Genomic DNA, 13,125 nt, shown 5'->3' with positions numbered 1-13,125 from the left:
CCCCCCCCCCCCCCCCCCCCCCCCCCCCCCCCCCCCCCCCCCCCCCCCCCCCCCCCCCCCCCCCCCCCCCCGCCTCTGACAGTTGGTCGCGGCTTTTGGTGGGCTCGGGGTCGGATCCGTTTTCCGTTGGAAAACGGCTCTGACCCCTTGGGGGCGAACGCTGCTGTGGACACGCTTTTGCTTTGCCCTTGGTAGGTGCCGACCGTTGGTCGGCACGCTTTCCCCCCTGGGTCAGAAGGGGTTCAGTGGCGCGCGCTGAATGCGCGGCAGGGGCGGGTAGACTGGGGCCTTGTTCCCATGAAGCCCGGTTGCCCGATGTCCGTCAGATTCCGCTGGTTGCCCCTGTTGTGCCTGGCCCTTGCGGGCTGCAGCCAGCTGGAGAACCCTGGCAACGTCACTGCCGCCGACAAGGCGACGCGGGCGCCGGCCAGCGATGGCGAGAACATGGTGTCGATCAATGCGGCTGACGCACCGCCTCCGCCGGTGGCGCCGCCGCGCAGCCGGGCGGATCGGGCGTGGCCGCAGGCGCAGCTGGAAAACGGCCAGGCCTGGATCAGCTGCGGTACCGACTACGCCGTCGATGGCGGGGACGGCGTTGAACTGGAAGGCCTGCAGCGCGAGCAGATCGAGCAGGCCATGCAGCCCTGTGCCGAGCGCGGGCTGCTGCGCGTGCGCTACCACGGCAAGATCAATCCAGGCTTCGCCGAAATGATGTGGCGGCTGGCGGTGGTGGCCGATGCGCTGAAGATCCACAAGCGCATCCTCGATCTCGATTCCAGCGGCGGCCAGGTTGAATCGGCCATCGTGGCCGGCGACAGCATCGGTGAGTCGGGCTGGACCATCTGGGTGCGCGAGGGTTCCATCTGCCACAGCGCCTGTGTGTTCGTGCTCGCGGCCGGCGACAACCGGCTGCTGTCGGGCAAGGTCGGCATCCATCGCATGATGCGCATCAGTTCCAAGGCCACCTCGCGCGCCGAGCTCAACCGCGAGCTGCACGAGGTCTACGACAATGTGAAGGATTACCTGCAGCGCAACGGCGTGGCGGTGGGCGTGGCCGACCTGATGATGACCGTGCCCAACCGCAGCCTGCGCCTTCTTACCCCCGACGAGCTGCGCCAGTACGGCTTGGACGGGACCAACGCGGTGCAGGACGATCTGGAGCGGATCAAGCAGATGCGTGCCTGTGGCGATGATTTCGTGCAGCGAAAGGATGCGTTCCTGGTGGCCTTCGACCAGCAGTGCAAGCGCGAAGGCGCGGACATGGAATCGATCAACAGCTGCGGCCAGGCGCTGAAGCAGCGCTTTGGCTTCCCCGATGAGGTGTGCCCGGAAGAGAGCCCGCTGTCGGAGATCGATGTGGCGACCATGCCGCCGGCCCCGCCGGAGAAGCCGCCGGTAGCCGAACAACCGGCCGCCGATGGCGCCGCGCCGGCCGCGCAGGGCGATGCCGCGGCCGTGGAAGCCAGCGCCCCCGCGCGCTGACGGCGTACTCACCGGGCTGAAGTAGACTGCGGTTCTTACCCTTGAACCGGCGGTGTCCATGAAGCGCGTGCGTTTGCCGAAGTTCCTGCTGTTGTCCCTGCTGCCGTTGACCGCGCTGGCGCAAGCCCCGGCACCGGCCACGCCCGCACCGTCCCCCTCACGCCCGGCGCAGGCGACCCCGGCGGCTGCCAAGCCGGCCACTGCCGCACCGGCGGCCCCGGCCCTGACCGCTGCGCAGCAGGCACAGGTGCAGAAGCAGGATGCGGACATGAGCGCTGCGGCACTGAAGGCCGCGCAGCTGGTGGACAGCAACCGTGCCGGTGAGCTGTGGGACGGTGCCTCGGCCGTGGCCCGCCGCGCGGTGCCCAAGGCGGCGTTCGTCAGCCAGCTGGCCGCCGATCGCACCCGCCTTGGCACCATGAACGGCCGCGGCCAGCCGACCATCACCCGGGTCAAGTACGCCGCTGGTGCCGCCGTGCCGGAAGGCCTGTACATCAATGTCAGTTTCCCGACCCGCTTCGCCAACAGCGCGCAGCCGGTGCGCGAACTGGTCTCGTTCCGTTTCGACGAGGACAAGACCTGGCGCTTGGCCGGCTACAGCCTGCGCGCGTCCGCACCCTGACGGAGAACCTCGATGGCCACTGAGCTGACCCTGCTGGCCTGGGCGATGTTGCTCGGCTTTGTGTACATCTTCGCCGCGTCTGCCGTGGTCACCCACGAACGCGGGATGAAGTGGAACGCGTCGGCGCGCGATGCGCCCGACGTGCCATTGAGCCCGCTGGCGGGAAGGCTGAAGCGGGCGCAGGCCAACTTCTTCGAAACCTTCCCGTTCTTCGCTGCCGCCGCGATCGCGGTGGTGGTGGCCGGGCGCAGCAACGAGACCACGGTGCTGGCCGCGCAGGTCTATTTCTGGGCGCGGGTGGTCTACCTGCCGCTGTACGCGGCCGGCGTGCCCTACGTGCGCAGCCTGGTCTGGGTGGTCTCGATCGTGGCGATCTTCAAGCTGGTGTTCGCACTGCTCTGAGGCAGGCGCGGGCCTGATCCAGATCAAGGCCGGTCATGCGCCTGGCGCTATGCTGGGCGCGACTGGAATCAACGGCAGGAGGCGCGGATGCGCAGGATGGACGTGGTAGTGGTCGGTGCGGGCCCTGCGGGCCTGTGCTTTGCGCGTGCGCTGGCCGGCAGTGGAATGCAGGTCGGCCTGGTCGAGGCGCAGCCACGCCAGGCGCTGGCCCGGGCGGCTTTCGATGGCCGCGAGATTGCCCTGACCCATGCGTCTCGACAGAGCCTGGAACAGCTGGGCCTGTGGCAGCGCCTGCCCGAAGCCGAAATTGCCGAGCTGCGCGACGCGCGGGTGTTGAACGGCGGCTCGCCGTTCGCGCTGACCTTCGCCAGTGGCCAGCGCGATGGCCAGCCGCTCGGCTGGCTGGTACCCAATCACCTGATCCGCCGTGCCGCCTGGGAGGCGGTGCAGGGCCAGGCCGGGCTGGAACTGTTCGATGGCCGCAAGGTGCTGGCCGTGCAGGCCGACGCCCAGGGCCACGTGGTCACGCTGGATGACGACAGCGAACTGCATGCCCGCCTGCTGGTCGCCGCCGACAGCCGCTTCTCGGCGACCCGCCGCATGCTCGGCATCGGCGCGCAGATGCGCGACTTCGGCAAGTCGATGCTGGTCTGCCGCATGCAGGTCGAGCGCGACCACCATCACGCGGCGTGGGAATGGTTCGGCTATGGCCGCACGATGGCGCTGCTGCCGCTCAATGAGGGCCAGGCCTCGGCGGTCATCACCCTGCCGCCGCGGCAGATCGAGGAGCTGCTGGCGATGGACGAGGTGGGCTTTGGCGAGGCCATCACCGCAAGCTTCGAGCATCGCCTGGGGCAGATGCAGCCAGTGGCCACGCCCAAGGCGTATCCGCTGGTGGGGGTGTACGCGCACCAGTTTGTCGGCGAGCGTTCGGCGCTGATCGGCGATGCCGCGGTGGGCATGCACCCGGTCACCGCGCATGGCTTCAACCTGGGCCTGGCCGGTGCGCAACGGCTGGCGCAGGGCATTCTGGCGCAGCAGCGGAGGGGCGAGGACATCGCCGCGACCGACATGCTGGGCCGCTACCAGCGCGGCCATCGGCTGGCGTCGCGGCCGCTGTACGAGGCCACCAACGCCATTGCCAGCCTGTATACGGACGACCGCCGGCCGGCGCGCCTGCTGCGCGCGGCCGGGCTACGGGTGGCGCAGGGCGTGGCGCCGTTCCGGCAGCTGATCGCCGCGCACCTGACCCAGCGGGTGGCCTGAACCGGCTGGGCCCGCCTGGATCAGCCGGCGGCCAGCACCCGGATCTGGCTGTCGGCGAATTCAACCACCTGGCCTGCGCGGATCTTGCAGGCCTTGCGCAGCTCGACCTCGCCATCGACCAGCACCTGGCCTTCGCTGATGACCATCTTGGCCTCGCCGCCGCTGGTGACGAGGTCGGCCAGCTTGAGCAGCTGCTTGAGTTCAACGTACTCGCCGTCGAGGTCGAATTCGAGGATCTGCATGGTGGGGTATCCTTGGTAAGCGGGCGGGAAGGGCGCGTATTGTGCGCCAGCGCGACCCGGAAGGGGATGCGAATGGTTTCCTGTACGCATGGTTCAGGGAGAGTGCGGTATCATTCCGCTCTGAGTGAGTGAAATCTCCTCCGACCGAGCAGCGCCAGGGCACGCGATAAGAAGGGCGCCCAAAGCGCGGACCATCCCTTTTTTATCGCACTGCCATGCAGATGGCCGTGCCTTTGGAGTTCCCCATGTCCCAAGATTCCCAAGCGCCACTGCAGTTCGCGCAGCTCGGCCTGTCCGAGCCCGTGATGCAGGCCGTCACCGCCATCGGCTATGAAACCCCGTCGCCGATCCAGGCCGCCACCATCCCGGCGATGCTGGAAGGCCGCGACGTACTGGGCCAGGCGCAGACCGGTACCGGCAAGACGGCGGCTTTCGCCCTGCCGGTACTGTCCAACATCGACCTTCAGCAGATCAAGCCCCAGGCCCTGATCCTGGCGCCGACCCGCGAGCTGGCCATCCAGGTGGCCGAGGCCTTCCAGTCCTATTCGTCGAAGATCCCCGGCTTCCGCGTGCTGCCGGTGTACGGCGGCCAGCCCTACGGCCAGCAGCTGTCGGCCCTGCGCCGCGGCGTGCACATCGTGGTCGGTACCCCCGGCCGCGTGATCGACCACCTGGACCGCAGCACCCTGGACCTGTCCGAGCTGAAGACCCTGGTGCTGGACGAAGCCGATGAAATGCTGCGCATGGGCTTCATCGACGACGTCGAAGCCGTGCTGAAGAAGCTGCCGGAGCAGCGCCAGGTGGCCCTGTTCTCGGCCACCATGCCGCCGCAGATCCGTCGCATCGCCCAGACCTACCTGCAGGATCCGGTCGAAGTCACCATCCAGGCCAAGACCACCACCTCGGCCAACATCCGCCAGCGTTACTGGTGGGTGAGCGGCATGCACAAGCTGGACGCGCTGACCCGCATCCTTGAAGTCGAGCCGTTCGACGCGATGATCATCTTCGCCCGCACCAAGGCCGGCACCGAGGAACTGGCCGGCAAGCTGCAGGCCCGTGGCCTGGCCGCTGCCGCCATCAACGGCGACATGCAGCAGGCCCAGCGTGAGCGCACCATCGCCATGCTGAAGGAAGGCAAGCTGGACATCCTGGTTGCCACCGACGTGGCCGCCCGTGGCCTGGACGTGGAGCGCATCAGCCACGTGCTGAACTACGACATCCCGTACGACACCGAAAGCTACGTGCACCGCATCGGCCGTACCGGCCGTGCCGGCCGCAGCGGCGAGGCGATCCTGTTCGCCACCCCGCGCGAGAAGGGCATGCTGCGCCAGATCGAGCGCGCCACCCGCCAGCCGATCGAAGAAATGCAGCTGCCGAGCGTGGAAGCGGTCAACGACACCCGCATCAACAAGTTCACCTCGCGCATCAGCGAAACCCTCGGTGCCGGCGGCCTGGACTTCTACCGCCAGCTGCTGGAACGCTTCGAGAACGAGCAGAACGTGCCGGCCATCGAAGTGGCTGCTGCCTTGGCCAAGATGCTGCAGGGCGATACTCCGTTCCTGCTGCAGCCGCCGGTGCGCGCCCCGCGTGAGGAGCGTGCGCCGCGTGAGCGTTTCGACCGTGGCGACCGTCCGGAGCGTGGTGATCGCTTCGACCGCAACGAGCGTGGCCCACGCTTCGAGCGTGGCCCGCGCCGTGAAGACGGTGAGGGTGGCTTCGAGCAGCGTCCGCGTCGTGACGTGCCGCCGCGCGGTGCGCCGGAGCAGGGCATGGAGACCTACCGCATCTCGGTCGGCCACCAGCACGGCGTGAAGCCGGCCAACATCGTCGGCGCCATCGCCAACGAAGCCGGCCTGGAAAGCCGTTTCATCGGCCGCATCGACATCCACGACGACTTCTCGCTGCTGGACCTGCCGGCGCAGATGCCGCAGGACGTGCTCTCGCACCTGCAGAAGGTGTGGGTGTCCGGCCAGCAGCTGCAGATGCGTGCGCTGGCCCCGGGTGAAGACACCAACCCGGCACCGCGTCCGTTCAAGCCGCGCTTCGACAAGCGTGGTCCGGGTGGTCCGCGCCGTAGTGGTCCGGGCGGCCCGGGTGGCCACGGTGGTCCGGGTGGCGACCGCGGCGGTGACCGCGACAGCCGTCCGCCGCGTCGTGACGGCTTCAAGCCGCGCGGCCCGCGCAGCTACTGATCCACCGCGAAGTGCCTGAACAACGCCAGCCCCGGGCTGGCGTTGTCCGTTCAGGGCCACAACGAGGGGTGTGGAGTGGATTGAATCGATTCAGTCCCCTCCATACTCCTTTTTCGTGGTCCGGCTTCGCATGGTCCACACAGGGGCGGCCATAGGCTGGCATAGTTGGACAAGGAGGCTGTCACCGCACATTCGGGGGGATCCGGGATGGGTAGAGGCAAGGAGCAGCATCGGCGGCGGGTACCAATGACCCGTGGTCTGTGGGTGCGGTTCGTACTTCTGACGGGCACGGCGATCGGACTGGTCGGCCTGTCCGCGTTGATCCAGGAACTGCAGGCGGCGTCCACCGCCTGGATTGCGGGCCAGGGGCACTGGTCGCGTGGCCAGCAGGATGCCACCGCCGCGCTCAGCCGCTATCTGGCACGCGGAGATGCGCATGATCTGAACGACGCCCGGCGCGCCCTGCAGGTGCCGCTGGGCGATCTGCATGCGCGCTTGGCCCTGGAACAGCCCGAGCCGGACCTGGCGAAGGCGCGCGAGGGCTTCCTGCGCGGCGGCAACGCACGCGAGGACGTCTCGCGGTTGATTTTCTCGTTCCGTTACGCACGTGACCTCGGCGAGTTCAGTGAAGCCACCCGGTTGTGGCGGCAGACCGACACGCACCTGCTGGCCATGCAGGCGCTGATCGACGAACTGGACAAGGTGCCGCCGCAATCACTGCAGCAGCCCCGCGTGCGCGACCACTACATGCAGCGCGTGCACGACGTGGACCTGCAGCTGCAATCGCAGGCCGAAGCATTTTCCCAGGCCCTGCTGCGCATGGCACATACGGTGCGCATCGCCACCCTCATCGTCGGCGGCTTCTCGGTACTGGTCATCACCCTGATGGCGATAGCCCTGGCGCGCCGGGTCGGCACGGACCTGACCGAGCACGAAAGCCGCTTCCGCGCGGCCTTCTACCAGGCCAACGTGGGCATGCTGAAGCTGGATGCGGCCGGGCGGGTGATGGAGGCCAACCAGGCCATGGCGGACATCCTCGACTACCGCCGCGATGTCCTGCAGCAGATGGCGCTCGGCGACCTGCTGATGGATGGTGAGCTGGTGCTGGACACTGACGGCCGCATCGACTGGGATCGCCAGCTGCGGCCGGGCGAACTGCGCTTCCGCCGCCGTGACGGCAGCCTGGTCTGGGGCCGCTGGAGCGGCACCGCCGTGCGCAATGCCGGCGGCCGGCTGTCGGTGTTCTCCATCATCGAGGATGTCAGCCAGAACCATGCGCTGGCCCGCGAGATCGAGCACCACGCCAGCCACGATCCGCTAACCGGACTGATCAACCGCCGCGAGATCGAGCGGCTGCTGGAACGCGCGTTGCTGCAGGTCCGCTCGGAGGGCGGCACGCATTCGCTGTGCTACATCAACCTGGACCACTTCAAGCTGGTCAACGACAGCTTCGGCCACGCCGCGGGTGACCAGATGCTGCGCGGTTTTGCCGAATACCTGGTCGGCGCGGTGCGCGACGGTGACTGGGTGGGGCGGCTGGGCGCCGACGAATTCGCGGTGTTCCTAGGCCGGGCCAGCCAGGATGAGGCCAAGCGCGTGCTGCAGCGCCTGGTCCGCAACCTGGGGCAGGCCACGTTCCCGATCAGCGAGGGCAGCCCACAGCTGAGCTGCAGCATCGGCGTGGTGGAGGTGACCGCCGATGCGCCCGACGTGAACTGGCTGATGAGTGCCGCCGACAGCGCCTGCTATGCAGCCAAGCAGGCCGGCCGCAACCGCGTGCACTGTTTCAACGAGGACCGCCTCGCGCTGGACGAACGCCGCCACGAGGCCGAACGCCTGCAGCGGGTGAGCCGGGCGATGGCCGAGAACCGCATGCTGCTGTATGCCCAGCGCATCGCCAAGGTCGGCGATCCCGGCTACCTTCATTACGAGGTGCTGGTGCGCATGCGCGATGCCGACGGCGCGCTGCACCTGCCGGGCCAGTTCATGCCGGCGGTGGAGCGCTATGGCATGGCCGTGGCGCTGGACCGCCATGTGCTCGGCCTGTTGTTCCGCCACCTGCAGGTATGCCCGGCGCATGTACGCCAGCTGGGCCTGTGCAACGTCAATGTGTCGGCGCAGTCGATCGCCGAGCCGAGCTTCCTGGCCTTCGTCTGCGACCTGCTGGAGCGCAACCCTGCGTTGGCGGCCAAGCTCTGTTTCGAAGTGACCGAGACGGCGGCGATCAGCAACCTGACCCAGGCGCGGGCGTTCATCGACGCGGTGAAGGCGCGGGGTTGCCGGATGGCGCTGGATGACTTCGGCTCGGGCCTGTCCTCGTTCGGGTATCTGCGGCAGCTGCCGGCGGACATCCTGAAGATCGACGGCGCGTTCGTGCGGGACATGGACACCGATGCGGTGAGCCGGGCGACGGTGCGGGCGATCAGCGAGCTGGGGCGCGAGCTGCAGATGGAAGTGGTGGCCGAGTGGGTGGAGACGGCCGAGGTGGCACAGACGCTGGCCGACATGGGGGTGGAGGGGCTGCAGGGCTATGCGATCGAGCGGCCGCAGCCACTGGAGCGGTTGACGCTGGCCAACCAGCGGCCAGTGCGGCTGGTCGGCACCCAGGGCCCGACGGGGTAGGGGGTTTTCGGCAGGGCTTGCAGCCCTGCACCTGCTCAATGCAACGGCAACGGCCGAAGCAACAGCAACAGCGGCATTCCGTGGGATGGCGGGGCGGTGTGGATGGGCAGGACACGCCGTAAACCCGTCCATGGGGGCTCGATGGCGCCATCCATGGCGCCAACGGTCCTGCTCACCCACACCGCCCCGCCTCTGACAAATCCCGTGTACTGCTGGTAGGTGTCGACCTTGGTCGACACATGTGTCCGATATCGAAATAAGTCTGGGGTGAGAGCCCGTTGCACAGCAACGGGATCCGACCCCGTGCTCCGACAGATCGCGGAGAACTGTCGAAGGCGGGGTGGGTCCGGTTGAGAGGGGGGGGGGCGCAATGGATGGCGCGACCCCCACGCCGCCAACCCACCGATAGCCAACTTTTGCTGTTGCTTCGGCTCTGGCTTCGGCAGGTGCAGGGCTGCAAGCCCTGCCGTGCTACCACCATTGGCCTACACATTCCTGGCTCATTCCGCTGCGATAATGCCCGCCAGGGGCGACGCGCAGCGGGCGCGGGCGTAAGCAGAAGCAGGATGTAGCGTGGTCGGCAGGCAGTGGCGTTACGGAACGGGGGCGGTGCTGGTCGCGCTGCTGATGGTGCTCGCCGCGCCATGGCTCGGCCATGCGCGAACGGTCGAAAACGGCCGCGATTACCTGCTGGTCGGCGTCGCCACCGATGAGCCCACCCCGCATCGCGCCTGTACGCCGCAGATGCTGTCCGGCGACCGCCAGCAGGTCACCGTCGAAGCGCCACCCGAAGGCTGGTCCGGCGAGCCGCAGGCGCTGGATGTGTTCAACGTGTTCGCTGGCGAAGTGCGCCTCAAGCATGGCGACCGCGAGATCTGCGGCAACATGCACGACGCGCGCACCCGCGATTCGCGCTTCCGCGCCGGCATCGGCATGGTCGCGGTTCCGCCGGCCGGCAGCCATGAGCCGTTCGTGGTGTCCTGGCAGAGGCCGTTGAAGGCGCGCTGGGTGCCGACGCTGCTGCTCGGTGCGCCCAGTCCCGTGCAGCAGAACGACACCGCGCGCCTGCTGGTGCGCGCAGCCTGCATCGCCGTGGCCATCGCCCTGGCGCTGTCGGCGCTGATGGCCTTCCTGACCACGCGTGACCGCACGTTCCTGTTCTATATCGTCGCCACCGTGGTGCTGGTGCTGTGGCAGTCCATCCTCGGCGGCCTCAGTGGCTACCCCGAACCGTGGCTGCCGATCGGCGATCGCGGTCCCTGGTGGCTGCTGTCGCTGACGGCGGCGACCTTGGCATTGGTGCTGCCCGCGCTGTGGCGGCTCAATGGCGGTGACCGCGTGCTGCCGCGTTCGCGCCTGGCCCAGCAGCTGCTGCTGTGGGGCCTGATGGGCGTGGCCGTGCTTGTGCCCTGGCTGCAGCGGGAGAGCCTGGCGGTGGTCGCGCGCGTGCTGCAGGCCTGCTTCATCGGCGGTTGCCTGCTGTCGCTGGCCATGGGCGTGTGGGCGCGCGTGCGCGGCGATGCCTGGGCCGTGGCCGGGCTGGCCTCGCTGTCGCCCATGCTGGTACTGGTGGTAGCTGATGCGACCCGCGCGCAGTGGCTGTTCGAATACCGGGTGGAGGCGCTGCAGCTGGCCGTCACCTGGCTGCTGATGATGGCCGCCTACGCGCTCAACCAGCGGCTGGGCCGGCTGCGCCAGCAGCGCGACGAGATGCGCCAGTTGGCCGAGACCGACATGCTGACCGGCCTGCCCAACCGCCGCGCCGGCCTGCAGCAGCTGGACCAGCAGCTGCAGCGGGTGCAGCGCGAGGGCGGCACGCTGGTCATCGGCTTCCTCGACATCGATCTGTTCAAGGACATCAACGATCGCCACGGCCATGCGGTCGGGGACCAGGTGCTGGTGGCCGTGGCCCAGGCCCTGCGTGCGGCCGTGCGCCACCAGGACGAGGTGGTGCGCATGGGCGGGGAGGAGTTCCTGCTGCTGCTGCCGGGCATGCCGCGTGAGCTTGCCGCCACCCGCCTGGAGCAGCTCCGCCAGCGCATCACCGAGCTGTGCCGGCACCTTCAGGTGCCGGGCCTGGAAGTGACCGCCAGCATCGGCCTGGCGCAGTGGCGACCGGGCGAGGACGACCTGGCCGCGCTGCTGCGGCGGGCCGACCATGCCATGTACGTGGCCAAGCGCAGCGGTCGCAACCGGGTCTTTGACGGCGAAACCGTCGATCCATTGCTGCCGGCGTGACCCGGGCGGGGCGGCGATGGCCGATAATGGGGCCATGACCACCCGACTCAACAAATACATCGCCGAAACCGGCTTCTGTTCCCGCCGCGAGGCCGATCGCCTGATCGCCGCCCGCCGGGTCACCGTCAACGGCCACCCCGGCGGTACCGGCGCCGTGGTCGGCGAAGGTGACACCGTGCTGGTCGACGGCCAGCCGCTGCAGGTGCGCGTGGCCCGCAAGCCCGGCGCCCGCCGCCACGTCTACATCGTGCTGAACAAGCCGGTGGGCGTGACCTGCACCACCGAAAGCTCGGTCAAGGGCAACATCGTCGACTTCGTCGGCCACGAGCAGCGCATCTTCCCGATCGGCCGCCTGGACAAGGATTCCGAGGGCCTGATCCTGATGACCAGCAACGGCGACATCGTCAACCAGATCCTGCGTGCCGAGAACGGCCACCAGAAGGAGTATCTGGTGGCGGTCAACAAGCCGGTCACCGATGAATTCCTGCGCGGCATGGCCCGCGGCGTGCGTGTCCACGACCAGATGACCCTGCCGTGCCGCACCTCGCGCATCGCCAAGTTCGGCTTCCGCATCACCCTCGAGCAGGGCCTGAACCGGCAGATCCGCCTGATGGCCGCCGCGTTCGATTATCGCGTCACCCAGCTGCGCCGCGTGCGCATCGACAACATCAAGATCGGTGCGCTGAAGCCGGGCCAGTGGCGCAACCTGACCGAGCAGGAACTGCGCGGGCTGCTCCCCAAGCATCAGGACTGGTAACGAAGCCTGTAGCGCCGAGCCTGCCCTCGACTGTCGGGCCGCATCATCCGCTAGACTCGGCAATGACCTGCCGGAACGTGACGCTGCATGATCAAGCCCGACAAGCCGACTGATGAATCCCAACGCCTGGAAGCGCTGCGCCGCTATCACATCCTGGATTCGGAGCGCGAAAAATCCTTCGATGACCTGGTGGTCATCGCCAAGGCCGTGTGTGGCACGAGCATGGCTGCGGTCACCCTGATCGATGTTGAACGACAGTGGTTCAAGTCGATCAACGGAACCTCGGCGGTCGAGCTGCCGCGTGACGATTCGATGTGCGGGCACGCGATCCTGAAACCGCAAGAGGTCATGGTGGTGGAGGATGCGCAGCATGACGTCCGTTTCCACGATAACCCACTGGTCACCGGCGATCCGCATGTGCGCTTCTATGCCGGTGCGCCACTGATCAGCAGCGATGGTCAGCCGTTGGGCACGTTGTGCGTGTTCGATCCTGAGCCCCAGTACCTGGATGCCAGCCAGGCCGAGGCACTGGCCGCGCTGTCGCGCCAGGTCATGCTGGTAATGGAACTGCGCCGCTTCGCACGGGATATCCAGAGCCACATGATGCAGCGCGACGATTACGAGCGCCTGCTGTCCGAGTACCACGACGTGCTGCTGGCGCAGAACGCCGACCTGACCGAACAGAGCCGCACCGACGCGCTGACCGGCCTGCCGAACCGGCGCGCGATGGCCGCCGCCCTGCAGGACGCAGTGACCAGCGCCGATGGCCAGCCGCGGCAGACCTGCGTGGCCTTGGTCGACATCGACCACTTCAAGCACATCAATGATTTCCAGGGCCATGCCACCGGCGACCGGGTGCTGGCCGAGCTGGGCGCGCTGCTGCGCTCGCATTTCTCCGGCCGCGGCATGGCCGCGCGCTATGGCGGCGAGGAATTTGTGGCGCTGATGCCGGACGTGGACCTGCGCACCGCCGAACTGCAGTGCGAGTTCCTGCGCATGGCCGTGGCTGACCTGCCGCTGGGCTTCCCGGTGACGGTCAGCATCGGCGTGGCCCAGTACCAGGCCGGCGAAACCACCGACCAGACCCTGGCCCGTGCCGACGCCGCGCTGTACCGGGCCAAGGGCAACGGCCGCAACCGGGTGGAACTGGCGCCGTAACCCGCTGCGCGGCGGAAGCTGTAGAGCCGAGCCATGCTCGGCTGCTTTTGGCTTTCTGTAGAGCCTGTCTCTTATACACAAATCCGAGCCCACGAGACGTACCGATTAATCTGGTATGCCGTCTTCTGCGTGCAAAATCTGGGG

The 13,125-nt window shown here is 68.1% G+C and carries 10 protein-coding genes; 9 read left to right on the top strand and 1 reads right to left on the bottom strand.

Annotated features, from left to right (window positions below; genetic code table 11):
* The first annotated feature begins 315 nt into the window (after nucleotides 1-315).
* From NQ204_RS18935 to ubiM, 4 genes are all read left to right on the top strand, one after another.
* Entirely contained in the window at nucleotides 316-1,482 is a 1,167-nt protein-coding gene (locus tag NQ204_RS18935) for a COG3904 family protein (RefSeq protein WP_116865214.1), read from the top strand.
* Nucleotides 1,483-1,540: 58 nt separating this feature from the next.
* Nucleotides 1,541-2,104: a DUF4019 domain-containing protein gene (locus NQ204_RS18930; RefSeq protein WP_116865213.1), complete on the top strand. Its 564-nt coding sequence runs from the start codon at nucleotides 1,541-1,543 to the stop codon at nucleotides 2,102-2,104.
* Between the two features lie 12 nt (nucleotides 2,105-2,116).
* Nucleotides 2,117-2,506 (top strand): MAPEG family protein, encoded by a 390-nt coding sequence (locus tag NQ204_RS18925; RefSeq protein WP_116865212.1) that lies wholly within the window; start codon nucleotides 2,117-2,119, stop codon nucleotides 2,504-2,506.
* Nucleotides 2,507-2,593: 87 nt separating this feature from the next.
* Nucleotides 2,594-3,772, top strand: a complete 1,179-nt coding sequence (gene ubiM / locus NQ204_RS18920; RefSeq protein WP_256644651.1) for a 5-demethoxyubiquinol-8 5-hydroxylase UbiM — start codon at nucleotides 2,594-2,596, stop codon at nucleotides 3,770-3,772.
* Nucleotides 3,773-3,792: 20 nt separating this feature from the next.
* Here the strand turns inward: ubiM and NQ204_RS18915 are convergent, their stop codons facing one another.
* Nucleotides 3,793-4,014: an RNA-binding S4 domain-containing protein gene (locus tag NQ204_RS18915; protein WP_108768272.1), complete on the bottom strand. Its 222-nt coding sequence runs from the start codon at nucleotides 4,012-4,014 to the stop codon at nucleotides 3,793-3,795.
* Nucleotides 4,015-4,259: 245 nt separating this feature from the next.
* Between NQ204_RS18915 and NQ204_RS18910 the strand changes: the two genes are divergently transcribed.
* The 5 genes from NQ204_RS18910 to NQ204_RS18890 all read left to right on the top strand — a co-directional run bounded on the left by NQ204_RS18910 (nucleotide 4,260) and on the right by NQ204_RS18890 (nucleotide 12,981).
* Nucleotides 4,260-6,206 (top strand): DEAD/DEAH box helicase, encoded by a 1,947-nt coding sequence (locus NQ204_RS18910; protein ID WP_256644650.1) that lies wholly within the window; start codon nucleotides 4,260-4,262, stop codon nucleotides 6,204-6,206.
* A 246-nt stretch (nucleotides 6,207-6,452) separates the two neighbouring features.
* Nucleotides 6,453-8,828 (top strand): putative bifunctional diguanylate cyclase/phosphodiesterase, encoded by a 2,376-nt coding sequence (locus tag NQ204_RS18905; RefSeq protein ID WP_488192382.1) that lies wholly within the window; start codon nucleotides 6,453-6,455, stop codon nucleotides 8,826-8,828.
* A 627-nt stretch (nucleotides 8,829-9,455) separates the two neighbouring features.
* Nucleotides 9,456-11,066, top strand: coding sequence for a diguanylate cyclase (locus NQ204_RS18900; RefSeq protein ID WP_305888485.1), 1,611 nt, complete (start codon nucleotides 9,456-9,458; stop codon nucleotides 11,064-11,066).
* A 34-nt stretch (nucleotides 11,067-11,100) separates the two neighbouring features.
* Nucleotides 11,101-11,823 carry a pseudouridine synthase gene (locus tag NQ204_RS18895; RefSeq protein ID WP_116865403.1) on the top strand — a complete coding sequence of 241 codons (723 nt, stop codon included), beginning with the start codon at nucleotides 11,101-11,103 and terminating at the stop codon, nucleotides 11,821-11,823.
* A gap of 87 nt (nucleotides 11,824-11,910) precedes the next feature.
* The gene (locus NQ204_RS18890; RefSeq protein ID WP_256644647.1) at nucleotides 11,911-12,981 is read left to right on the top strand and encodes a sensor domain-containing diguanylate cyclase; all 1,071 of its coding nucleotides are present in this window, start codon (nucleotides 11,911-11,913) and stop codon (nucleotides 12,979-12,981) included.
* Nucleotides 12,982-13,125 lie beyond the last annotated feature (144 nt).

Origin of the sequence: Stenotrophomonas testudinis, assembly GCF_024499815.1 — a bacterium.
Lineage (GTDB): Bacteria > Pseudomonadota > Gammaproteobacteria > Xanthomonadales > Xanthomonadaceae > Stenotrophomonas.
The sequence above is the reverse complement of the archived record's forward strand: the minus strand, read 5'-3'. Positions and strand labels throughout refer to the sequence as shown.

What these genes read in the sequence shown, in the direction of transcription:
- NQ204_RS18935 (WP_116865214.1), top strand. Translation starts at nt 316, where the DNA reads ATGTCCGTCAGATTCCGCTGGTTGCCCCTGTTGTGCCTGGCCCTTGCG.
- NQ204_RS18930 (WP_116865213.1), top strand. Translation starts at nt 1,541, where the DNA reads ATGAAGCGCGTGCGTTTGCCGAAGTTCCTGCTGTTGTCCCTGCTGCCG.
- NQ204_RS18925 (WP_116865212.1), top strand. Translation starts at nt 2,117, where the DNA reads ATGGCCACTGAGCTGACCCTGCTGGCCTGGGCGATGTTGCTCGGCTTT.
- ubiM (WP_256644651.1), top strand. Translation starts at nt 2,594, where the DNA reads ATGCGCAGGATGGACGTGGTAGTGGTCGGTGCGGGCCCTGCGGGCCTG.
- NQ204_RS18915 (WP_108768272.1), bottom strand. Translation starts at nt 4,014, where the DNA reads ATGCAGATCCTCGAATTCGACCTCGACGGCGAGTACGTTGAACTCAAG.
- NQ204_RS18910 (WP_256644650.1), top strand. Translation starts at nt 4,260, where the DNA reads ATGTCCCAAGATTCCCAAGCGCCACTGCAGTTCGCGCAGCTCGGCCTG.
- NQ204_RS18905 (WP_488192382.1), top strand. Translation starts at nt 6,453, where the DNA reads ATGACCCGTGGTCTGTGGGTGCGGTTCGTACTTCTGACGGGCACGGCG.
- NQ204_RS18900 (WP_305888485.1), top strand. Translation starts at nt 9,456, where the DNA reads ATGGTGCTCGCCGCGCCATGGCTCGGCCATGCGCGAACGGTCGAAAAC.
- NQ204_RS18895 (WP_116865403.1), top strand. Translation starts at nt 11,101, where the DNA reads ATGACCACCCGACTCAACAAATACATCGCCGAAACCGGCTTCTGTTCC.
- NQ204_RS18890 (WP_256644647.1), top strand. Translation starts at nt 11,911, where the DNA reads ATGATCAAGCCCGACAAGCCGACTGATGAATCCCAACGCCTGGAAGCG.